Genomic DNA, 21,257 nt, shown 5'->3' on the forward strand with positions numbered 1-21,257 from the left:
CAGGCCGGGTGGGTGGGCGGCTGGACACCGCGCCGAGGGGAAGGCTACCCAGTGCGCGCGGGTCCTGTGAGGCACTCCGGGACCCACGCGCAGCGGCCTCAGGCCGCGCGGTCGACCAGCGCCTGCGCGAACGAGACCAACGACTCCTTGACCGCTCCGGCCGGCAACGGGTCCAGGGCGTCGACGGCCTCCTGCGCGCAGGCCACCGCGCGGCGGCGCGTCTGCTCGACGACGCCGTGACGACTGAGCCGCGCGACGGCCTCGGACAGGACGTCGTCGGTGGAGAGGTCCCCGTCCAGGAGGGAGACCAGCTCGCGGTCCAGGTCGGTGCCCTCGGGGCCACCCGCCTGCGCGCGGAGCAGCAGGGCCGGCATCGTCGGGACCTTCTCCCGCAGGTCCGTGCCGGGGGTCTTGCCGGTCTGCGCACCGTCGGCGCTCAGGTCGATCACGTCGTCGGCGAGCTGGAAGGCCACACCGACCTTCTCCCCGTAGGCGATCAGGGTGCGCACCACGGCCGGGCGGCAGCCGGCGAACATCGCACCGAACCGGGCCGAGGTCGCGATGAGCGAACCGGTCTTGTCCGAGAGCACCTGGAGGTAGTGCTCGACCGGATCCTGGTCGGGACCGGGACCCACGGTCTCGTGGAGCTGCCCCAGGCAGAGCCGCTCGAAGGTGTTCGCCTGGATGCGGACGGCCTCGGGGCCGAGCCCCGCGACGATCCGGGAGGCCCGGGCGAAGAGCAGGTCACCGGTGAGGATCGCGACGTGGTTGCCCCAGACCTCGTGGGCCGCCGGGGCCCCGCGGCGCAACGGCGCGGAGTCCATGACGTCGTCGTGGTAGAGCGTCGCCAGGTGGGTCAGCTCGACCACCACCGCGGCGTCGACGACCTCAGGGCGCTGGCCCTCGCCGAGCTGGGCGGCGAGCAGCGTCAGCAACGGCCGCAGCCGCTTGCCGCCCGCGTTGACCAGGTGCCGTGACGTCGCGTCCGCGAGCAGGTCGGCGTGCGCGACGGCGTCGCGCAGCCGCTCCTCGACCAGCGCGAGCCGAGCGGTCAGCAGCTCGGCCAGCTCGGGGTCGGCCATCGGCAGCGAGGCGGTGCTCACGGGATGAACTTCGCTGCGTCCGCGAAGAGCTCGAGCACCGGCGAGGGCAGCACACCCAGCGCGATCGTGCCGACGACGCCCAGCCCGATCGCCACGGCGGTGAGCCCTTCGGAGGGGACCACGGTGGTGGACTCCCCCGGTGTGCCGACCGGGTCGGTGAAGAACATCAGCACCACCAGGCGGACGTAGAAGAAGACCGCCGCCGCGGAGGCCAGCACACCCACCACGACCAACCAGGTCAGGCCGCCCTCGACGGCTGCCGAGAACACCGCGAACTTCCCGGTGAACCCGGCCGTCAGGGGGATGCCTGCGAACGACAGCAGGAACAGCGTGAACGCACCGGCGAGCACCGGGTGGCGCTGGCCCAGCCCGGACCACTGCGAGAGGTGCGTCGCCTCGGCGACGATCGCACCGCCCGGCCCGGCGTTGACCTCGCGGACCAGCGAGACGACCGCGAACGCGCCGATCGTGGCCAGGCCGTAGGCGAGCAGGTAGAACAGCACCGAGCTGATGCCGCTCGAGGTGAGGGCCACGACGCCGACCAGGACGAAACCCGCGTGAGCGATCGAGGAGTAGGCCAGCATGCGCTTGACGTCGGTCTGCACGATCGCGATGACCGTGCCGACCACCATGCTCAGCACCGCCACGACCCACAGCACCGGCATCACGTCCCACTCCAGGGGCGGCAGCACCACGTAGACGATGCGGAGCAGGGCGCCGAACGCGGCGATCTTGGTGCAGGCCGCCATGAAGCCGGTGATCGGGGTCGGGGCACCCTGGTAGACGTCCGGGGTCCACGAGTGGAACGGCACCGCGCCGACCTTGAAGAGCAGCCCGACGAGCAGCAGCAGCACACCCGCGATCAGCAGCGGGTCCAGGCCGGTGACCGTGGTCGTCGCGGCGGCGATGTCCGCCAGCCGCAGCGAGCCGGAGAAGCCGTACAGCAGCGCAGCACCGAACAGGAAGAAGGCCGAGGCGAACGCTCCCAGGAGGAAGTACTTCATCGACGCCTCCTGGCTGAGCAGGCGACGGCGACGTGCCGTGCCGGACAGCAGGTACAGCGGCAGCGAGAGCACCTCGAGGGCGACGAAGAGGGTCAGCAGGTCACCCGCAGCAGGGAAGATCATCATGCCGCCGACGGCGAACAGGATCAGCGGGTAGATCTCCGTCTGCTGCTGCCCCGTGCGACGCGCGAGCTCTTCGTACTCCGACCCGGGTACCGCGGCCGCCGACGGCGCGAACGCGTCCTCGCCCGCGGTGGTGCGGTCCGCCACGACGAGCAGGCTGACCAGGGCCAGCAGAGCGATCATGCCCTGGAGGGCCAGTGCCGGCCCGTCGATCAGCATCGAGCCGCCCAGGACGACCGTGCCCCCGGTGTCGCGGACCCCCGCCCACAGGGCGGACACGGCGACCACGGCGCCGGCCAGGGCCACCAGGGCCAGCGCCAGCTGCACCGGACGGCGGGCCCGACGCGGGACGAAGGCCTCGACGAGCACCCCGACGACCCCGGCGCCGAGCACCAGGATGACGGGGACCAGGTGCGCCCAGGGGATCTCGGGAGCCACGAAGGCCGATGTCACTGGTCGCTCCCGTCGTCGGTGGAACTGGTATCTGCCAGGAAGCCGAGCCCCATGGAGGGTTCGACGTCCTGGACACCCACCTCCAGCAGGGTCTGCGTCGCGGGCTCGCGGAACAGGTCGAGCGCAGGCGCGGGGTAGAAGCCCAGAGCGATCATCGCGGCGATCAGCGGTCCGACCACCCACCGCTCGCGCGAGGAGAGGTCAGGCATGGTCGAGAGCTCGGGGCGCACCGCACCGGTGAACACCTTCTGGTACATGATCAGCACGTACAGGGCGGCGAGCACGACGCCGAGCACGGCGACCACGGCGGCCGGCTGGTTGCGCCCGAAGGTGCCGACCAGCACCAGGAACTCGCTGACGAAGGTGGACAGCCCGGGCAGCGACAGTGCCGAGAGACCCGCCACCAGGAAGGTGCCGGCCAGCACGGGGACGACCTTCTGGAGCCCGCCGAAGTCGGACAGCCGCTGCGAGCCGCGGCGTGCGACGAGGAAGCCACCCAGCAGGAAGAGCGCTCCGGTCGAGAGCCCGTGGTTGACCATGTAGAAGGAGGCGCCCTGGATGCTCACCGAGGTGAACGCGAAGATCCCCAGGACGATGAAGCCGAAGTGGCTCACCGAGGTGTAGGCGATCAGCCGCATGAGGTCCTCCTGGCCGATCGCCAGCAGCGCGCCGTACAGGATCGACACGACCGCGAGCACGATGATCACCGGCGCGGCCCACTGCGAGGCGTTCGGGAACAGCGGCAGGCACAGCGTCAGCATCCCGAAGGTCCCGACCTTGTCGAGCACCCCGACCAGGAGCACCGAGGTGCCGGCAGGTGACTGCTCGGCGGCGTCGGGCAGCCAGGTGTGCACGGGCCACATCGGCGCCTTGATCGCGAAGGCCAGGAAGAAGGCCAGGAACAGCAGCCGCTCGGTGGTCACCGGCAGGTCGATGCCGACCAGGTTCTCGATCAGGAAGCCGTCCGGTCCGCCCGGGCCGTTGAGGTACAGCGCGACCACGCCGACCAGCATGACCAGCCCGCCGGCGAGGGAGAACAGCAGGAACTTGACCGCTGCGTAGCGACGCTGCAGTCCGCCGAAGGCCCCGATCATGAAGTAGACCGGGATGAGCATCGCCTCGAACAGCACGTAGAACAAGAAGACGTCACGCGCGGCGAACACTGCGACCATGAAGGCCTCGAGGACGAGCACCAGGGCGAAGTAGTGGCGGATGCGCAGCCCCGCGGCCCCCTCGGACGCCCCGTCGGCCGCGGCCGCGTCGGGGTGCTCGCGCCAGGCAGCCAGCAGCACCAGCGGGACCAGCACGACCGACAGCAGCACCAGGGACAGCCCCACGCCGTTGACACCGAGGGCGTAGCTGACCCCCAGCGCGGGGATCCAGGAGACCTGCTCGAGGAGCTGGTGGGTCCCGGCCGCGGAGGTGTCGAAGGCGAGCGTGGCCACCACGCCCAGCGCCAGGACGACGAGGGAGACCCCGACGGCGACGTGCCGCGAGTGACGTCGCACCGACTCGGGGAGGGCCCAGAGGAGCGCGGCACCCAGCAGCGGCACCACGATCAACGTGGTCAGCCAGGGGAAGGTCTGATCCTGCATGTGTATCTCTTCCCTCAGATCCGGAACGCCAGGACGACGGCCGCGAGCAGGACGACCCCGATGACCATGGTGGCTGCGTAGGACCGCACGTAACCGGTCTGCCACCGCCGGGCGAGCTCGCCCGACCCGGCCACGACCCGGGCGAGCCCGGTGACGCTGCCGTCCACGACCTGGCGGTCGCCGTAGACCAACGAGCGGGTCAGGTACTGGCCGGGGCGCATCAGCAGGCCCTCGTTGACCTCGTCCTGGTACAGGTCACGGCGCGCGGCACGGGTCAGCACCGAGCCACGCGGCGGAACCACGGCCACCGGCGAGGCGGCGTACTGACGCCAGGCCAGGAACGCGCCGGCGATCACCAGCACCAGGGTCAGGGTGATGATCAGCGGGATCGGCAGCACGGGGTCGTGGTGCTCGACGTGACCGGTCACCGGCTCGAGCCAGTGCTCGAAGGCGTTGCCGATCGCCAGGACGCCACCCAGCGCGACCGAGCCGGCGGCCAGCACGACCATCGGCCAGATCATCAGGGCCGGGGACTCGTGCGGGTCCTGGACCGGCTCGTCGACCGTCTCGGTCTCCGAGACCCGGTGGCCGGGCCAGCGCGAGCTGCCGTGGAAGGTCATGAAGAACAGCCGCGACATGTAGAACGCGGTGATGCCGGCACCGACCAGGGCGACCGTGCCGAAGACCCAGGGCTGCCAGCCGGTGCCACCGTCCGCCGCGAAGGCCGACTCGATGATCTTGTCCTTGCTCCAGAAGCCCGAGAAGGGCGGCACTCCCAGGATCGCCAGCCATCCCAGTCCGAACGTGATCCAGGTGATCTTCATGTACCGGCGCAGCGCCCCGTACCTGCGCATGTCGACCTCGTTGTGCATGCCGTGCATGACCGATCCCGCACCCAGGAACATGCCGGCCTTGAAGAAGCCGTGGGTCAGCAGGTGGAAGATCGCGAAGGCGTAGCCGATCGGCCCGAGACCGGCGGCCAGCATCATGTAGCCGATCTGGGACATGGTCGAGGCGGCGAGGGTCTTCTTGATGTCGTCCTTGGCGCAACCGACCACGGCCCCGAAGATCAGGGTGATCGCACCGACGATCGCGACGACCAGCAACGCGTTGGGGGCACCCTCGTAGACCGGGGCCGACCTGACCACGAGGTACACGCCCGCGGTGACCATGGTCGCTGCGTGGATCAGGGCCGAGACGGGCGTGGGGCCGGCCATGGCGTCACCGAGCCAGGCCTGCAGCGGGAACTGCGCCGACTTGCCGCACGCGGCGAGCAGCAGCATCAGGCCGGCCGCGGTCAGCAGACCCTCGTTGGCCCCGGACGCGAGCCCGAAGACCGTCTCGAAGTCGGTGGCACCGAAGGCCGCGAAGAGGATCATGATCGCCACGAGCAGCCCGACGTCACCGACACGGTTGGCCACGAAGGCCTTCTTGGCCGCGACCGCGTTGGGCAGGTCGTGGTTCCAGAAGCCGATCAGCAGGTACGAGGCCAGGCCCACGCCCTCCCACCCGACGAAGAGCAGCACGTAGCTGTCCGCGAGCACCAGCAGGAGCATCGCCGCGACGAAGAGGTTGAGATAGGCGAAGAAGCGGCGCCGGCTCGTGTCGTGCTCCATGTACGCCACGGAGTAGACGTGGATGAGCGTGCCCACGAAGGTCACCAGCATCACGAAGGTCAACGAGAGCGGGTCGATCCGCAGACCGGCGTCCAGGGTGAACGCCCCGGCGGAGATCCACTCGAAGAGGTGCAGGTCTGCGACACGCTCCTGCGCAGGCGCACCGAGGGTCGCGACCATCAGGACCGCGCCCACCACGAAGGCCGAGCCCGAGGCAGCGACCCCGAACCAGTGGCCCCAGCCGTCGGCACGTCGCCCGGCCAGCAGCAGCACGGCCGCGCCGACCAGTGGCAGGGCCACCAGCAGCCAGGCCAGGGACAGGACACCCGTGGCCGGGACGGCCGCGGCCACACCCTCGACCTGCGAGCCCGACATCACCAGGGCAGGAAGAACTGAAGTCATCACCGCGCGCTCCTCAGCTCTTCAACAGGTTGACGTCGTCGACAGAGGCCGACTGGCGGGTGCGGAAGATCGCCAGGATGATCGCGAGCCCGATGACGACCTCGGCGGCGGCCACGACCATCACGAAGAAGGCCATCACCTGCCCGCTCAGGTCGCCGTGCATGCGGGCGAAGGTCACGAAGGCGAGGTTCGCGGCGTTGAGCATCAGCTCGACACCCATGAAGACGATGATCGCGTTGCGTCGTAGCAGCACCGCCATCGCACCGATGCTGAACAGCACCGAGGCCAGAACCAGGTAGTTGGACAGGTTCACTGGACCGTCTCCTCGCCGGTGATGGACCGCTGCGGCGGCGTCGAGCCGACGCCACCGGTCGTCCCGGGTCCGGTGTCGGGTGCGTCGAGGTAGCGGGCCGCGTCGCCGGCGCCGTTGTCCGCGGCCACCTCGTCGACCGACCGCTCCTGGCCACGTACCCGCAGCACCCGGGACACCGAGGCGTCGATCGGACGTCCCTGGGCGTCGAGCGCGGGTACGTCCATGGCGTTGCTGCGGGCGTAGACACCGGGGGCCGGCAGGGGCACCAGGCTGGTTCCGGCAGCGACCCGGGCGTCCGCGCGCTCCTTCTGACCGACCTTGCGGGTCAGCCGTTCGCGGTGGGTGAAGACGAGGGCGCCGACCGCTGCGGTGATCAGCAGCACGCCGACCACCTCGAGGGCGAACACGTAGTCGCCGAAGATGATCCGTGCCAGCCCCACCGGGTTGGTGTCCGCGTTCGCGGCGTCCAGACCCTGCGGGGCGATGCCCGAGGCGGTGAGCACCACACCGACGAGCACGCCGGCCAGTCCCAGACCGAAGAGCCACCCGATCCACCGCTGACCCTTGATCGTCTCGACGAGCGAGTCGGAGGCGTCGACCCCCACGAGCATCAGCACGAACAGGAACAGCATCATGACGGCGCCGGTGTAGACGATCACCTGGACCACGCCCAGGAACGGCGCCTCCTGCGCGACGTAGAGGATCGCCAGGGAGACCATCACCACGACGACGCTCATCGCGGCGTAGACGGCACGGCGGGCGAAGACCAGTCCGAGGGCCGCGAGCACCATGATCGGGGCGAGGCACCAGAACAGCAGTGCCTCCCCCGCGCTGGTGCGCCCCGTCTCGGCGAGCGTCCCCGCGGCCGCCGCCAGCCCAGGTGACGCGAGGTGCAGTGCGGTCATCGGGTCGCCTCGCTCGTACCGGTACCGGTCCCGGGCCGCAGGACGGCCAGCGACGGGTCGTCGGGACGCCACTGCGCGACCCAGTCGATCTGCTCGGGCACCGGGCCGGTCACCTCACCGCGGTAGTAGTCACCGTCGTTCGTCCCCGGGACCATCGGGTGGGGGGCGGCGAGCATGTCCTCGCCGAGCGGCGCGAGCAGGTCCTGCTTCTCGTAGATCAGGCCACCGCGACTCGGCCCCGCGAGCTCGTACTCGTTGGTCATCGTCAGGGCCCGGGTCGGGCAGGCCTCGATGCACAGCCCGCAGAAGATGCAGCGCAGGTAGTTGATCTGGTAGACGCGTCCGTACCGCTCACCGGGCGAGTACTGGGCATCGGGGCTGTTGCTCGCACCCTCGACGTAGATCGCGTCGGCGGGGCAGGCCCACGCGCACAGCTCGCAGCCGATGCACTTCTCGAGACCGTCCGGGTGCCGGTTGAGCTGGTGGCGACCGTGGTACCGGGGCTTGGTCGGGTGCTTCTCGAACGGGTACTGCTCGGTGATGCCGGGCTTGAACATGGCCGAGAAGGTCACGCCGAACCCCGCCACGGGGGCCAGCAGCTCGCCGATCCCCGACTTGGTGGGGATCAGCGACTCGTAGGGCTGGTCGGGCGCCGAGGCGCCTGCGACCTCTCCGGCGCTCTCGCGCCGGGTCATCTCCTGGTCGTCAGCCACGGGTCTCCTCCTCGCCGTCGTCGTGCTGGTCGGTCGATGGTGCCGCCTCGACCGTGAGCGTCGGCGAGCCGGCCCCCGAGCGTGCGGCCGCGTCGGCTGCTGCCCGTGCTCGCAGCCGCCGCGGCGAGGGCGGCAGCTGCTGACCGGGCAGCGGCGGAACAGGGTACCCGTCGGCGAAGGCGTCGAACGGCTGGTCCTTCGCACGGGGCTCGGCCGGTGGTGCCTTCTTCTCGGGTATCAGGAACGAGGCGCCGATGCCGACCAGCGCGATCGCCCCGAGCACGATGAGCAGCGTGCGCAGGTCGGTGTCGGTGAACTGGCGGACGCTCTGCACGACCGCGACGAGCACGATCCAGCCGAGGGCCGCGGGGATGAGGATCTTCCAGCCGATCTTCATGAACTGGTCGTAGCGGAAGCGCAGCAGCGTGCCGCGCACCCACACGAACATGAACATGAACATCCACATCTTGGCCAGGAACCACAGGACCGGCCACCAGCCCTCGTTGAACATGCCGTCGTTGATGGCCGAGAGCGGCCACGGAGCCCGCCAGCCACCGAAGAAGAGGGTCGTCGCGATCGCCGAGACGTTGATCATGTTGATGTACTCGGCCAGGAAGAACCAGGCGAACTTCATCGAGGAGTACTCGGTCATGAATCCCGAGACCAGCTCGCCCTCGGCCTCGGGGAGGTCGAAGGGCAGCCGGTTGACCTCGCCGACCATCGAGATCAGGTAGATCACGAAGGCCGGGGCGAGCGGGAGGAACCACCACACCTGGGTCTGGGAGTCCACGATCTGCGAGGTCGACATCGACCCGGCGAGCAGGAAGACGCTGACCAGGGACAGGCCCATCGCGAGCTCGTAGGAGATGACCTGCGCGGTCGAGCGGACCGAGCCGAGCAGCGGGTAGGTCGAGCCCGAGGACCAGCCACCCAGCACGATGCCGTACACGCCCAGCGCAGTGACGGCCAGGATGTACAGGACCGCCACCGGGAAGTCGGTGAGCTGGAGCGGGGTGACCACGCCGAAGACCGAGACCTCGGGCCCGAAGGGGATCACCGCGAACACCAGCAGCGAGCAGAACACCGAGATCATCGGCGCGACGATGTAGATCAGCTTGTCCGAGGCCTTGACGTTGATGTCCTCCTTGAGCAGGAGCTTCATCGCGTCGGCCAGGGACTGCAGCAGCCCGAAGGGTCCGTGCACGTTGGGCCCCGGCCGGATCTGCATCCGGGCCACGACCTTGCGCTCGAACCAGATCGCGATCAGCACGCTGGTCAGCAGGAAGACGATGATCAGGACGGCCTTGATCAGCCAGACCCACGGGTTGTCCTGGCTGAAGTCGGCCCCTCGCACGGCGGCGGACGTCGGGAGACCGACGGCACCACCCAGGAGGGTCCCCGCCGTCGACGCTGACAGGATCATCACAGGGCCTCTCCGTCGTGCTCGGTCTCGGTGAGGACGGTAGCGGGCTCGAGGGCGGCAGCGGCGGGCCGGATGGCGACCACGGCCCCCTGGTCGGCCCGCAGGGTCGGGCGCACCATCGACCCGGTCGAGTGGGTCGGGACCCACACCACGCCGTCGGGCATCGCGGTGAGCACCGCGGGGAGCACGATCTGGCCCGACGGGGTGCTCACCAGCAGCGGGGCGCCGTCGGTCAGACCGATCGAGGACGCCGTCGCCGCGGACACCCGGGCGACCGGGCGTGGTGCGGTCCCGGCCAGGAAGGCCTCGCCGTCCTGACCCCGGCCCGCGTCGAGCAGCAGGTGCCAGGTGGCCAGCACCGCCTCGCCGTCACCCACCACGTTCGGCCCGGCAGCCACGACGTCGGGGGCCTCGGCCCGCGAGCCGTCCCACGCCCCGACCTGGTCGATCTCGGCGTGGACCTGCGCGGTGGTCCGCAGGCCGAGGCGCACGTCCATCGCGTCGGCCAGGGCGTCCAGCACCCGATGGTCGGGCATCGCGGTCGAGGTCAGGGCCTGGGGGAACGGACGGGGCCGACCCTCCCAGTTGAGGAAGGTCCCCGGGCGCTCGACCGGCGGCGCGACGGGCAGCACGACGTCGGCCCGCTCGGTCACCGCCGAGGCACGCACCTCCAGGGAGACCAGGAAGCCGACCGCGTCCAGGGCCGTGAGTGCCGCCGCGGGGTCGGGCAGGTCCACCGGGTCCACGCCACCCACGAGCAGACCGCCCAGCGAGCCGTCCGCCGCGGCCGCCAGCATCGCCGTGGTGCTCCGGCCCGGGGTCACCGGGAGCTGGTCGACGTCCCAGGCCGCGCCCACGTCGACCCGTGCCGTGGCGTCGGCCACCGGACGGCCGCCCGGCAGGAGCGAGGGCAGCGTGCCCGCCTCGACCCCGCCGCGCTCACCGGCGCGACGCGGGATCCAGGCCAGCCTGGCACCCGTGCGCCGGGCCAGCCGCAGCACGGCGGACAGGCCGCCGGGGACCGCCGCGAGACGCTCACCCACGAGGATGATCGAACCAGCCGCCGCGAGCGCCTCACCGGCACCGGCGAGCGGCGCGTCGGTCGTGGCGCCGATGGCGTCCAGGACCTCGGGCTCGGTTCCCGGGGCCGCGCTGAGCAGGGTGCCGCCGAGCCGCGAGAGCCCACGGCTCGCGAAGGGGGCGACCGAGAACACCCGGTTCGCGTGCGCACGCACGCCCTTGCGCAGGCGCAGGAAGACCACGCCGCCCTCGTCCTCGGGCTCGAAGGCGACCAGCAGCGTGGCCGGGGCCTTCTCCAGGTCCGCGAAGGTCACCGACATACGCGACCCGGCGACGTGGTGGGCGAGGAACGCCTCCTCCTCGTCGGAGTGCGGGCGGGCACGGTGGTCCACGTCGTTGGTGGCCAGGACGACCCGGGCGAACTTCGCGTAGGCGTAGGCGTCCTCGAGCGGCAGCCGGCCGCCCGGGAGCACCCCGACGCCGCCCGCGGCCCGCGCCGCGGCCAGCCCCTCGGCGGCGACCTCGAAGGCCTCGGCCCAGCTCGCGGGGCGCAGCTCACCCCGGGTGCCGTCCGCGGCACGGTCGCGCACCAGCGGGGTGGTCACCCGGTCGGCCATGGACTGCCAGGGGAAGGCGAAGCGATCCTTGTCGGTGATCCACTCCTCGTTGACCGCAGCGTCCTCGCCCGAGAGCCGGCGCACCACGACGCCGCGACGGTGGTCGACCCGGATGGCCGAGCCCGAGCTGTCGTGCTCGGAGACCGAGGGGGTCGAGATGAGGTCGAACGGCCGCGCACGGAAGCGGTACGCCGCGCTGGTCAGGGCGCCCACCGGGCAGATCTGCACGGTGTTGCCCGAGTAGTAGGAGGAGAACGGACGACCCGAGGTGTCGATCGTCGCCTCACCCATCGGCCCCGCGGCGTCCTGCGCCGCGACGCCCACCGCGGCCCGACCGGCCGACCCGTCGGGCATCGCGTACGAGGAGACCTCGGTGGTCTGCGCACCCGCGAAGCCCAGCACGGCCGGGTCGAAGACACCGATCTGCTGCTTGATCCCTCGCTGCTGCAGGTCGATGAACGGGTCGCCGGCGATCTCGTCGGAGAAGCGCGTGCAGCGCTGGCAGAGCACGCACCGGTCCCGGTCGAGCAGGATCTCGGTCGAGATCGCGATCGGCTTGGGGAACGTGCGCTTGACGTCGTGGAAGCGGCTCGTGGACCGCCCGTTGCTCATCGCCTGGTTCTGCAGAGGGCACTCGCCACCCTTGTCGCAGGTGGGGCAGTCGAGCGGGTGGTTGATGAGCAGCAGCTCCATGACCCCGTGCTGGGCCTTGTCGGCCACGGCCGACGTGCGCTGGGTGCGCACCACCATGCCGGGCGTCGCCTCGAGCGTGCACGAGGCCTGCGGCTTGGGCATCGGCCGGACGTTGCCCTCGCGGTCGGGGGTCGCGACCTCGACCAGGCACTGCCGGCACGCGCCGGCGGGCTGCAGCAGCGGGTGGTCGCAGAACCGGGGGATCTGGATCCCCAGCTGCTCGGCGGCGCGGATGACCAGGGTGCCCTTGGGCACCGCGATCTCGACGTCGTCGATGGTGAAGGTCACCTCGGGCACCGGGGCGGTGACCTCACCGCTCGAGGTGCTCTGGGGCGTCGTCGTCGTCATGCTCCCACCGTTCCTGCGGGCGCCCCGGACAGCGCGTGCGCACGCGCACGCGGGCTCCGGGGGGTGTACTCGAACAGGGCCGCGGCGGCCGGGTCGAACGGGCACGCCCCCGCCGTGATGTGGGCCTCGAACTCCTCGCGGAACAGGGCGATCCCCGAGGTCACGGTCGACGTCGCACCGTCGCCCAGGGCGCAGAAGGCACGGCCCAGGATGTTGTCGCACACGTCCAGGAGGGTGTCGAGGTCCTCCATGGTGCCCTTGCCGTGCTCGATCCGGGCGAGCACCTGCTTGAGCCAGTACGTGCCCTCGCGGCACGGGGTGCACTTGCCGCAGGACTCGTGCGCGTAGAACTCGGCCCACCGGGTGATGGCGCGCACCACGCAGGTGGTCTCGTCGAAGATCTGCAGGGCGCGCGTGCCGAGCATCGAGCCGGCCGCCCCGACGGACTCGTAGTCGAGCGGGACGTCGAGGTGGTCGGCGGTGAAGAGCGGCGTCGAGGAGCCTCCGGGGGTCCAGAACTTCAGCTCGTGACCCTCGCGCACACCCCCCGCCATCTCGAGCAGCTCACGCAGGGTGATGCCCAGGGGCGCCTCGTACTGCCCCGGCCGCTGCACGTGACCCGACAGCGAGAACAGACCGAAGCCCGCCGACTTCTCGGTGCCCATCGAGCGGAACCAGTCGACGCCGCCCGCGATGATCGAGGGCACCGAGGCGATGGACTCGACGTTGTTCACGACCGTGGGGCGGGCGTACAGCCCTGCCACCGCCGGGAACGGGGGCTTGAGCCGCGGCTGGCCGCGCAGGCCCTCGAGGGAGTCGAGCAGCGCCGTCTCCTCACCGCAGATGTAGGCGCCCGCCCCGGCGTGGACCGTGATGTCCAGGTCGAAGCCCGAGCCCAGGATGTTCTTGCCCAGGTAGCCCTGGTCGTAGGCCTCCTCGACCGCGCGCAGCAGACGGCGGTAGACGTGCAGGATCTCTCCGCGCACGTAGATGAACGCGTGCGTGCACCCGATCGCGAACGAGGTGATCGCCATGCCCTCGACCAGCACCTGCGGGTTCGCCATCATCAGCGGCGTGTCCTTGCAGGTGCCCGGCTCGGACTCGTCGGCGTTGACCACCAGGTAGCGCGGCCCGCCGTCGGGTGCCGGCAGGAAGCTCCACTTCAGCCCCGTGGGGAAGCCCGCACCACCGCGACCGCGCAGGCCCGAGTCCTTGACCGCGGAGACGATGTCGGCCGGGTCCATGGTCAGGGCCTTGCGCAGCCCGGCGTACCCGCCGTTGGCCTCGTAGGTGGCCAGGGTCCAGGACCGCTCGAGGTCCCAGTACGCACTGATCACCGGGCTCAGGGTGGTGGCCATCACGCCTCCTTGCTCGGGTCGCGGCCGGTCTCGGTGTCCGCCGTGCCGCCCGAGGGCGGTGCGGCCGGGGTGTCGACGCTCGACTGCTCGCCGCCCGCGACCGGGGCGACCGGGTCGTCCTGGCCGGAGGGTGACGGTCCGCCGTCGGCAGCCCCCGCGTCGCTCTGCGAAGGGGCGGTCCAGCCGTGCTCGCGCGCCAGGACCGTCCCGGCCAGGCTCGGTCCGCCGGCACCGACGCCCTCGTCGGCGCGGCCGTCGGGGAAGCCGGCCAGCACGCGGGACATGGCCTTGAACGAGCACACCGAGGTGGCCCCACGGGTGGGGGCGACCTGCTCGCCGGCGCGCAGCCGGTCCACGACCTGCTTGGCCTTCTCGGGCGTCTGGTTGTCGAAGAACTCCCAGTTGACCATCATCACCGGGGCGTAGTCGCAGGCCGCGTTGCACTCGACCCGCTCGAGGGTGACCTTGCCGTCGGTGGTCGTCTCGTCGTGGCCCACACCGAGGTGGTCGGCGAGCTCGTCGAAGATCTCGTCCCCGCCCATCACCGCGCACAGCGTGTTGGTGCAGACCCCCACCGTGTACTCGCCGTTGGGGTGGCGCTTGTACTGGCTGTAGAACGTCGCCACGGCGGAGACCTCGGCCGTGGTCAGCCCCAGGGTGCGGGCGCAGAACCCGATCCCGTCGGGGCTGACGTAGCCGTCCTCGGACTGCACCAGGTGCAGCAGCGGCAGCAGCGCCGAGCGCGGCTCGGGGTAGCGGGAGATCGCCTGCGCCGCGTCCGCGGCCAGGCGCTCGAGCTTGGTGCCCTCGTAGGGCTCGTACCCGGTGGCCATCAGCGGTCCACCCCTCCCAGCACAGGGTCGATGCTGGCGACGGCCACGACGACGTCGGCCACCTGGCCGCCCTCGCACATCAGCGCCGTGGCCTGCAGGTTGTTGAACGACGGGTCGCGGAAGTGCGCCCGGTAGGGCTTGGTGCCGCCGTCGGAGACGAGGTGGACGCCCAGCTCGCCCCGCGGGTGCTCGACCGCCTGGAACACCTGGCCGGCCGGGACCCGGAAGCCCTCGGTGACCAGCTTGAAGTGGTGGATGAGCGACTCCATCGACGTCCCCATGATCTGGCGGATGTGGTCCAGGGAGTTGCCCATGCCGTCCGAGCCGATCGCGAGCTGTGCGGGCCAGGCCACCTTCTTGTCGGCGACCATGACCGGCCCCGGCCCCATGGCCTGCAGCCGGTCGGCGCACTGCTCGACGATCCGCAACGACTGGTAGCACTCCTCGAGGCGCAGGACCACCCGCGAGAACGAGTCGGCGTCGGTCGAGGTCGGCACGTCGAAGTCGTAGGTCTCGTACCCGCAGTACGGGTCGGACTTGCGCACGTCGTAGGGCAGGCCCGCCGAGCGGAGCACCGGACCGGTGATCCCCAGGGCCATGCAGCCCGCGAGGCTGAGGTGGCCGACGTCGACCAGCCGGCCCTTGAAGATCGGGTTGGCCAGCATGAGGTCGCCCAGCATGCCCATGTAGTCCCGGATCGTGCCCAGCGACTCACGGATGGTGTCCAGCGCACCCGGGGGGATGTCCTGGATCACGCCGCCGGGTCGCACGAAGGCGTGGTTCATCCGCAGCCCGGTGACCAGCTCGAAGATCTTGAGGATCTCCTCGCGGGCGTTGAACCCGTGCATCATGATCGTCGTCGCGCCGAGCTCGTTGCCCCCGGTGGCCAGCGCGACCATGTGCGAGGCGACCCGGTTGAGCTCCATCATCAGCACCCGGATGACCGTGGCCCGCTCGGGGACGTCCTGGGTGATGCCGAGCAGCTTCTCGACCGCGAGCGAGTACGCGGTCTCCTGGAACAGCGGCGCGAGGTAGTCCATGCGCGTGCAGAAGGTCGGACCCTGCGACCAGGTCCGGTACTCCATGTTCTTCTCGATGCCGGTGTGCAGGTACCCGATGCCGCAGCGGGCCTCGGTCACCGTCTCCCCGTCGATCTCGAGCATGAGCCGCAGCACCCCGTGCGTGGACGGGTGCTGGGGACCCATGTTGACGACGATCCGCTCCTCGCCCAGGCGCAGGGCCTCCTCGGCGATCTCGGACCAGTCGCCGCCCGAGGCCTCGAACGAGGGCACGCCCTGCGTGGACTCGTCGACGATGTGCTGCGTGGCGTGGGGACCCTGGGTGCTGGCCATCAGCTGTACGACCTCCGCTCGTCGGGCGGAGGGATGCTCGCGCCCTTGTACTCCACCGGGATCCCGCCGAGCGGGTAGTCCTTGCGCTGCGGGTGACCCGGCCAGTCGTCCGGCATCTGGATCCGGGCCAGGGCCGGGTGACCGTCGAAGACGATGCCGAAGAAGTCCCACGTCTCGCGCTCGTGCCAGTCGTGCCCCGGGTAGACCGAGACGCTCGAGGGGATGTGCGGGTCGGCGTCGGGCACGGCGACCTCGAGCCGGATGCGCCGGCTGTGGGTCACCGAGCACAGGTGGTAGACGGCGTGCAGCTCACGGTCGACGTCACCCGGGTAGTGCACCCCGGAGACACCCAGACCGAGCTCGAAGCGCAGGTCCTGGTCGTCACGCAGCGCCTGGCACACGGGCACCAGGTGCTCGCGCCTCACGTACAGGGTGAGCTCGCCGCGGTCCACGACCACGCGTTCGATCGCGTCGTCGAAGGCTGTGCCCCCCTCGCCCAGCACCTCGGCCAGGATGTCGACGACCTCGTCGAACCACCCGCCGTAGGGGCGTTCGCTCGCGCTCGGCATCGCGACGGTGCGCACCAGGCCGCCGAAGCCGCTGGTGTCGCCGTCTCCCGGCACGCCGAACATGCCGGTGCGGACGTCGATGACCTCCAGGGGTGGGCGGTCCCCCGCGTCGGGGGTCGCCGGGATGTTCTGCGACCCGGCCTCGAGCGCGGCCTCGGTGCCCTTCTGCGGGGTGTCCGCGGCGTCGGTGCCGACCGGCCCTGCGCCCACCTTGGCCGCGGCCGCAGCGTCCTTGGCCTCGGCCGGTGCGTCCTTCGCGTCGCTCACCGCAGCAGACCCTTCATGTCGGAGGTCGGGGTCGCCGCGAGCGCGGCCGCCTCGGCAGCCGCGGCCGCCTCACGACGGTTCACACCCAGGGGCTCGGCCTGGATCTGGTCGTGCAGCGTGAGGATCGCGTTGAGGAGCATCTCCGGACGCGGCGGACAGCCGGGCAGGTAGATGTCCACCGGGAGGATGTGGTCGACGCCCTGGACGATCGCGTAGTTGTTGAACATGCCGCCCGAGGAGGCGCACACGCCCATCGCGATGACCCACTTGGGCTCGGGCATCTGGTCGTAGACCTGACGCACGACGGGCGCCATCTTCTGGCTCACCCGTCCCGCGACGATCATCAGGTCAGCCTGACGCGGCGAGGCGCGGAAGACCTCCATGCCGAAGCGGGAGATGTCGTACCGGGAGGTCCCGGCCGCCATCATCTCGATCGCGCAGCAGGCCAGCCCGAAGGTCACCGGCCACAGCGACGCCTTGCGGAAGTACCCTGCGAGGTCCTCGACCGTGCCCAGCAGGAAGCCGGACGGTGCATCTTCGATCCCCATTACGCTCCTCCTTCCTCTCCTCGACCTGTCAGTCCCACTCGAAGCCTCCGCGACGCCACTCGTAGACGAACGGCACGGTGATCAGCACGAGGAAGGTCATCATCGCCACGACGCCGAACAGCGCGAGCTCGGAGAACGCGACCGCCCACGGCAGCATGAACACCACCTCGATGTCGAAGATGATGAAGGTCATCGCGACCAGGTAGTACTTGATCGGGAAGCGCCCGCCACCCACCGCGTGGGGCGTGGGGTCGATCCCGCACTCGTAGGCCTCGAGCTTGGCCCGGTTGTACCGCCGCGGACCGATGACGTAGCTCGCACCGACCCCGCCCAGGGCGAGCACGGCCGCCACCCCCATGAGGATGAGGATCGGCAGGTAGGGGTTGCTCATCGGGACCTCCGGGGCAGGCACGGTCGGGGCTGCAGGTCACCGGCGCAGGCGCTGCGCCGGCTCGCCGGTGAGGACCTCCGCGCAGTCACCGCCGAGTGTGTACGGGTCATGCGGCAGGCGCAATCCGGGTCAGGGCGGAGATGAACCTGTCGGACAGGTCGCCCCCGCGCGGCTCGTAGACGTCGGCGAGCAGCTTGAGCGTGAGCCGCATCAGCGCGGGGCGCGGGAGCCCGTGGCGCGTGCAGACCCGCATCACCTCGGGGTGCTCGATGAGCTTCACGAAGACCCGGCCCAGGGAGTAGTAGCCCCCGAGCTCGTCGGCCATGATCCGGGGGTAGGTCTGCAGGGTGCGCTCGCGCGCGGCGTCCGTCGTCCGGGCCTTGGCCTGGGCCACCACCTCGGCTGCCCGACGGGCGGCCTGCATCGCGTAGGCGATCCCCTCGCCGTTGAACGGGCTGACCATCCCACCCGCGTCGCCGACCAGCATCAGTCCCCGGGTGTAGTGCGGCTTGCGGTTGAAGCCCATCGGCAGCGCGGCGCTGCGCACCGGACCCACCTGGTTCTCGGGTGTGAACTCCCACTCGGCCGGGGTGTTGGCCACCCAGCGCTGCAGCAGGTCCTTGTAGTCGATCTTCGTGGTGGCCGCGCGCGAGCTGACGCTGCCCAGCCCGACGTTCGCGGTGCCGTCGCCGAGCCCGAAGATCCAGCCGTACCCGGGCATCAGGTTGGACCGGCCGGGCTCGCCGTCCCAGAGCTCGAGCCAGCTCTCCATCCAGTCGTCCTCGTGCCGCGGGGTCTTGAAGTACGTCCGCACCGCGACGCCCATGGGCCGGTTGGCGTTCTTCTCGATGCCCAGGGCCAGGGCCAGCCGCGCCGAGACGCCGTCGGCCGCGATGACCACGGGGGCACGGAAGGTGACCTCGTCCCCCGACTTGCGGCCCGCTGCGTCGACGGGTCGTGCGGTCACGCCCACGACCCGCCCGGTGCGCTCGTCGATCACCGGGGCGGTCACGTTCATCTGCTCGAGGATGCGCGCGCCGGCACCGGTCGCGTGCACCGCGAGGGTGTTGTCGAAGTCCTTGCGGGTGCGGCTCACGCCGTAGCTCGGGAAGGCGTCGAGCTCGGGCCAGGGGAGCTCGATCCGGTGGCCGCCGCCGTAGACCCGCAGACCCTTGTTGCGGATCCACCCGTCCTCGGGGGCCATCGGGACACCCATCGCGATGAGCTCGCGGACCGACCGCGGGGTGAAGCCGTCGCCGCAGACCTTCTCGCGCGGGAAGGCCGTCTTCTCCAGGACCAGGACGTCGAGCCCGGCGACCGCAAGGTAGTACGCCGCGGTGGACCCGGCGGGACCTGCGCCGACGACGATGACATCGGCATCGTCATGCTGACCTGCAGTCCCCACGCCTTGCCTCATCACTTGTGAAGGGATTCACGATCGAACCGGCTCAGTCTAACGTCGCCCCGTACGGGTGTCTGCTGAGGCTTACCTTCCTCCACGGACCTTCGTCCCAGACGTCCGCGCATCGTGTCACGCCGGACGGGTACCGCGGTGCAACGCCACGATGCCGCCGCTGAGGTTGCGGTAGGCGACGTCGCGCCACCCCGCCGCACGCAGCGCGCGACCCAGGCCCCCCTGGTCGGGCCAGGCACGGATGGACTCGGCGAGGTACACGTAGGCGTCCGGCTCCTTGGAGACCGCCCGGGCGACCGGCGGCAGCGCCCGCATGAGGTACTCGGTGTAGACCACCCGCAGCGGCGTCCACGTGGGCTGGGAGAACTCGCAGACCACGAGCCGGCCGCCGGGGCGGGTCACCCGCAGCATCTCGGCCAGGGCCGCACCGGTGTCCACCACGTTGCGCAGCCCGAACGAGATGGTCACCGCGTCGAAGCTCGCGTCGGCGAAGGGCAGCCGGGTCGCGTCACCGGCCGTGAACGGCAGGTCCGGCCGACGTCCCTTGCCCACGGCGAGCATCCCCACGGAGAAGTCGCACGGGACGACCCGGACCCCCGCGGCGTCGAAGGGCTCGCTCGAGGTCCCGGTGCCCGCGGCGAGGTCCAGCACCCGCTGGCCGGGACGGGCGTCCACCGCCCGGATCGTCGCGGCCCGCCACCGGCGGTCCTGGCCCAGGGAGATCACGTCGTTGGTCAGGTCGTAGCGGCGTGCGATGCCGTCGAACATCGCGGCGACCTCGTGCGGCTTCTTCTCCAGGCTGGCGCGGGGCATGTGGTCATCATCTCAGCCCGCGCCCACCGGTCGGGACGTGACGCCCCGCCCCGGGGACCTACGCTGGGGCGTGATGAGCACCGATCCCTCGGCCCCTGCGGGGTCGTACCTGCACCCCGGGCCGCTGGTCGTGCGGACGGTCGCGATCGACCCCGCCGAGGTCCCGGACGACCTGCTCGAGCTGCTGCCCTGCGAGTCCGGCCTGGCCTGGGTGCGTCGCGGCGACGGCCTCGTGGCCTGGGGCGAGCTGCTGCGGATCGAGACCACCGGCCCCACCCGCTTCGCCCGGGCCGAGGAGCAGTGGCAGCAGCTCGTCGCGCACGCGGTGGTCCGCGACGAGGTGCGTGTCCCCGGCACCGGGCCGGTGGCCTTCGGCTCGTTCGCGTTCTCCGACACCTCGCCCTCGGGCGGCACGCTCGTCGTGCCGCGGGTGGTCGTCGGGCGACGCGGGAGCACGAGCTGGGTCACCACGCTCGACATCGGCGCCGTCACCACGGCCCCCGGCCTCGCGCACGTGTCCCCGGGCCCGCCGCCCCAGGCCCCCGGGCCCGTCGGGTACGAGGACGGTGCGCTGTCCGCCGAGGGGTGGCAGGACGTCGTCCGGCAGGCGGTGGCCGAGATCCGCGGCGGCCGGCTCGAAAAGGTGGTGCTCGCACGGGACGTCGTCGCGCGGACCCAGGCGCCGCTCGACCCCCGGTGGTTGCTCGGCCGCCTCGCCGCGGACTACACCTCGTGCTGGACCTTCGCCGTCGACGGTCTGGTCGGGGCCACCCCCGAGCTGCTCGTCCGCAGCGAGAAGGGCCTGGTCACCTCGCGCGTGCTGGCCGGGACCATCCGCCGCACCGGTGACGACGACGCCGACATGGCGCGGGCCGCGATCCTGGCGCACTCGTCCAAGGACCTCGAGGAGCACGAGTACGCCGTGACGTCGGTCGCGCACGCCCTCGAGCCGTTCTGCTCGTCGGCCAACGTGCCCGAGATCCCCTTCGTGCTGCACCTGCCCAACGTGCTGCACCTGGCCACCGACGTGACCGGCGTGCTGCGGGCCGACGGCCTCGGTCCCGCACCCTCGAGCCTCGCCCTCGCCGCTGCCCTGCACCCGACCGCCGCCGTCGCCGGCACCCCCACCCCGGCGGCCCGGGAGCTCATCGATCGGATCGAGGGGATGCACCGCGCCCGCTACGCGGGACCGGTCGGCTGGATCGGGGCCGACGGCGACGGCGAGTGGGGCATCGCTCTGCGGTCGGCCGAGCTCGACCCCGACGAACCCCCCCCCCCCCCGCCCCCCCCCCGGGGCGGGGGCCGCTTCGCCGGTGACGGTGGCGAGCTCGTCGCCGATCAGGGTCGCGGCCGTGGCCATCCGAGACACGTCCAGCCACACGTG

The 21,257-nt window shown here is 71.2% G+C and carries 18 protein-coding genes; 1 reads left to right on the top strand and 17 read right to left on the bottom strand.

All coding sequences use genetic code 11. The features are described from left to right. Positions 1-98: 98 nt before the first annotated feature. The 17 genes from M1R94_RS19570 to M1R94_RS19650 form a co-directional block, all read right to left on the bottom strand. On the bottom strand, positions 99-1,082 hold the full coding sequence (locus M1R94_RS19570; RefSeq protein ID WP_283253713.1) for a polyprenyl synthetase family protein: 984 nt from the start codon (positions 1,080-1,082) through the stop codon (positions 99-101). A 17-nt stretch (positions 1,083-1,099) separates the two neighbouring features. Next, positions 1,100-2,683 (bottom strand): NADH-quinone oxidoreductase subunit NuoN, encoded by a 1,584-nt coding sequence (gene nuoN / locus M1R94_RS19575; RefSeq protein ID WP_249383413.1) that lies wholly within the window; start codon positions 2,681-2,683, stop codon positions 1,100-1,102. Further along, on the bottom strand, positions 2,680-4,278 hold the full coding sequence (locus tag M1R94_RS19580) for an NADH-quinone oxidoreductase subunit M (RefSeq protein WP_249383414.1): 1,599 nt from the start codon (positions 4,276-4,278) through the stop codon (positions 2,680-2,682). Before M1R94_RS19580 ends, nuoN begins: the two co-directional genes overlap by 4 nt. Before the next feature lie 14 nt (positions 4,279-4,292). Next, positions 4,293-6,269: an NADH-quinone oxidoreductase subunit L gene (gene nuoL, locus M1R94_RS19585; protein ID WP_249383430.1), complete on the bottom strand. Its 1,977-nt coding sequence runs from the start codon at positions 6,267-6,269 to the stop codon at positions 4,293-4,295. 40 nt (positions 6,270-6,309) lie between these two features. Next, the gene (gene nuoK, locus M1R94_RS19590) at positions 6,310-6,609 is read right to left on the bottom strand and encodes an NADH-quinone oxidoreductase subunit NuoK (protein ID WP_249383415.1); all 300 of its coding nucleotides are present in this window, start codon (positions 6,607-6,609) and stop codon (positions 6,310-6,312) included. Then, positions 6,606-7,514, bottom strand: coding sequence for an NADH-quinone oxidoreductase subunit J (locus M1R94_RS19595; protein ID WP_249383416.1), 909 nt, complete (start codon positions 7,512-7,514; stop codon positions 6,606-6,608). Before M1R94_RS19595 ends, nuoK begins: the two co-directional genes overlap by 4 nt. Further along, positions 7,511-8,209: an NADH-quinone oxidoreductase subunit NuoI gene (gene nuoI, locus M1R94_RS19600; protein WP_249383431.1), complete on the bottom strand. Its 699-nt coding sequence runs from the start codon at positions 8,207-8,209 to the stop codon at positions 7,511-7,513. Before nuoI ends, M1R94_RS19595 begins: the two co-directional genes overlap by 4 nt. A gap of 10 nt (positions 8,210-8,219) precedes the next feature. Then, entirely contained in the window at positions 8,220-9,650 is a 1,431-nt protein-coding gene (gene nuoH / locus M1R94_RS19605) for an NADH-quinone oxidoreductase subunit NuoH (protein WP_249383417.1), read from the bottom strand. Beyond that, the gene (locus M1R94_RS19610) at positions 9,650-12,328 is read right to left on the bottom strand and encodes an NADH-quinone oxidoreductase subunit G (RefSeq protein WP_249383418.1); all 2,679 of its coding nucleotides are present in this window, start codon (positions 12,326-12,328) and stop codon (positions 9,650-9,652) included. Before M1R94_RS19610 ends, nuoH begins: the two co-directional genes overlap by 1 nt. Beyond that, positions 12,325-13,686: an NADH-quinone oxidoreductase subunit NuoF gene (nuoF, locus tag M1R94_RS19615; protein WP_249383419.1), complete on the bottom strand. Its 1,362-nt coding sequence runs from the start codon at positions 13,684-13,686 to the stop codon at positions 12,325-12,327. The genes M1R94_RS19610 and nuoF overlap by 4 nt, the downstream gene beginning before the upstream one ends. Next, positions 13,686-14,519, bottom strand: coding sequence for an NADH-quinone oxidoreductase subunit NuoE (gene nuoE / locus M1R94_RS19620; RefSeq protein ID WP_249383420.1), 834 nt, complete (start codon positions 14,517-14,519; stop codon positions 13,686-13,688). Before nuoE ends, nuoF begins: the two co-directional genes overlap by 1 nt. Beyond that, positions 14,519-15,871, bottom strand: a complete 1,353-nt coding sequence (locus tag M1R94_RS19625) for an NADH-quinone oxidoreductase subunit D (RefSeq protein ID WP_249383421.1) — start codon at positions 15,869-15,871, stop codon at positions 14,519-14,521. The genes nuoE and M1R94_RS19625 overlap by 1 nt, the downstream gene beginning before the upstream one ends. After that, positions 15,871-16,566 (bottom strand): NADH-quinone oxidoreductase subunit C, encoded by a 696-nt coding sequence (locus tag M1R94_RS19630; protein WP_249383432.1) that lies wholly within the window; start codon positions 16,564-16,566, stop codon positions 15,871-15,873. Before M1R94_RS19630 ends, M1R94_RS19625 begins: the two co-directional genes overlap by 1 nt. Before the next feature lie 137 nt (positions 16,567-16,703). Continuing rightward, entirely contained in the window at positions 16,704-17,255 is a 552-nt protein-coding gene (locus M1R94_RS19635) for a NuoB/complex I 20 kDa subunit family protein (protein ID WP_249383422.1), read from the bottom strand. A 28-nt stretch (positions 17,256-17,283) separates the two neighbouring features. Then, the gene (locus tag M1R94_RS19640; protein WP_249383423.1) at positions 17,284-17,646 is read right to left on the bottom strand and encodes an NADH-quinone oxidoreductase subunit A; all 363 of its coding nucleotides are present in this window, start codon (positions 17,644-17,646) and stop codon (positions 17,284-17,286) included. 106 nt (positions 17,647-17,752) lie between these two features. After that, entirely contained in the window at positions 17,753-19,063 is a 1,311-nt protein-coding gene (locus M1R94_RS19645) for a geranylgeranyl reductase family protein (RefSeq protein ID WP_249383424.1), read from the bottom strand. 114 nt (positions 19,064-19,177) lie between these two features. Next, on the bottom strand, positions 19,178-19,873 hold the full coding sequence (locus M1R94_RS19650) for a demethylmenaquinone methyltransferase (RefSeq protein WP_249383425.1): 696 nt from the start codon (positions 19,871-19,873) through the stop codon (positions 19,178-19,180). Between the two features lie 73 nt (positions 19,874-19,946). Here M1R94_RS19650 and M1R94_RS19655 point away from each other — a divergent pair. Further along, positions 19,947-21,257 (top strand): isochorismate synthase (locus tag M1R94_RS19655; RefSeq protein ID WP_249383426.1); only part of this gene is annotated, 1,311 nt, incomplete at its 3' end.

The organism is Actinotalea alkalitolerans (assembly GCF_023369855.1).
GTDB lineage: Bacteria > Actinomycetota > Actinomycetes > Actinomycetales > Cellulomonadaceae > Actinotalea.

What these genes read in the sequence shown, in the direction of transcription:
- M1R94_RS19570 (WP_283253713.1), bottom strand. Translation starts at nt 1,082, where the DNA reads ATGGCCGACCCCGAGCTGGCCGAGCTGCTGACCGCTCGGCTCGCGCTG.
- M1R94_RS19580 (WP_249383414.1), bottom strand. Translation starts at nt 4,278, where the DNA reads ATGCAGGATCAGACCTTCCCCTGGCTGACCACGTTGATCGTGGTGCCG.
- nuoL (WP_249383430.1), bottom strand. Translation starts at nt 6,269, where the DNA reads ATGTCGGGCTCGCAGGTCGAGGGTGTGGCCGCGGCCGTCCCGGCCACG.
- M1R94_RS19595 (WP_249383416.1), bottom strand. Translation starts at nt 7,514, where the DNA reads ATGACCGCACTGCACCTCGCGTCACCTGGGCTGGCGGCGGCCGCGGGG.
- nuoI (WP_249383431.1), bottom strand. Translation starts at nt 8,209, where the DNA reads ATGACCCGGCGCGAGAGCGCCGGAGAGGTCGCAGGCGCCTCGGCGCCC.
- nuoH (WP_249383417.1), bottom strand. Translation starts at nt 9,650, where the DNA reads ATGATCCTGTCAGCGTCGACGGCGGGGACCCTCCTGGGTGGTGCCGTC.
- M1R94_RS19610 (WP_249383418.1), bottom strand. Translation starts at nt 12,328, where the DNA reads ATGACGACGACGACGCCCCAGAGCACCTCGAGCGGTGAGGTCACCGCC.
- nuoF (WP_249383419.1), bottom strand. Translation starts at nt 13,686, where the DNA reads ATGGCCACCACCCTGAGCCCGGTGATCAGTGCGTACTGGGACCTCGAG.
- nuoE (WP_249383420.1), bottom strand. Translation starts at nt 14,519, where the DNA reads ATGGCCACCGGGTACGAGCCCTACGAGGGCACCAAGCTCGAGCGCCTG.
- M1R94_RS19625 (WP_249383421.1), bottom strand. Translation starts at nt 15,871, where the DNA reads ATGGCCAGCACCCAGGGTCCCCACGCCACGCAGCACATCGTCGACGAG.
- M1R94_RS19635 (WP_249383422.1), bottom strand. Translation starts at nt 17,255, where the DNA reads ATGGGGATCGAAGATGCACCGTCCGGCTTCCTGCTGGGCACGGTCGAG.
- M1R94_RS19640 (WP_249383423.1), bottom strand. Translation starts at nt 17,646, where the DNA reads ATGAGCAACCCCTACCTGCCGATCCTCATCCTCATGGGGGTGGCGGCC.
- M1R94_RS19645 (WP_249383424.1), bottom strand. Translation starts at nt 19,063, where the DNA reads ATGAGGCAAGGCGTGGGGACTGCAGGTCAGCATGACGATGCCGATGTC.
- M1R94_RS19650 (WP_249383425.1), bottom strand. Translation starts at nt 19,873, where the DNA reads ATGCCCCGCGCCAGCCTGGAGAAGAAGCCGCACGAGGTCGCCGCGATG.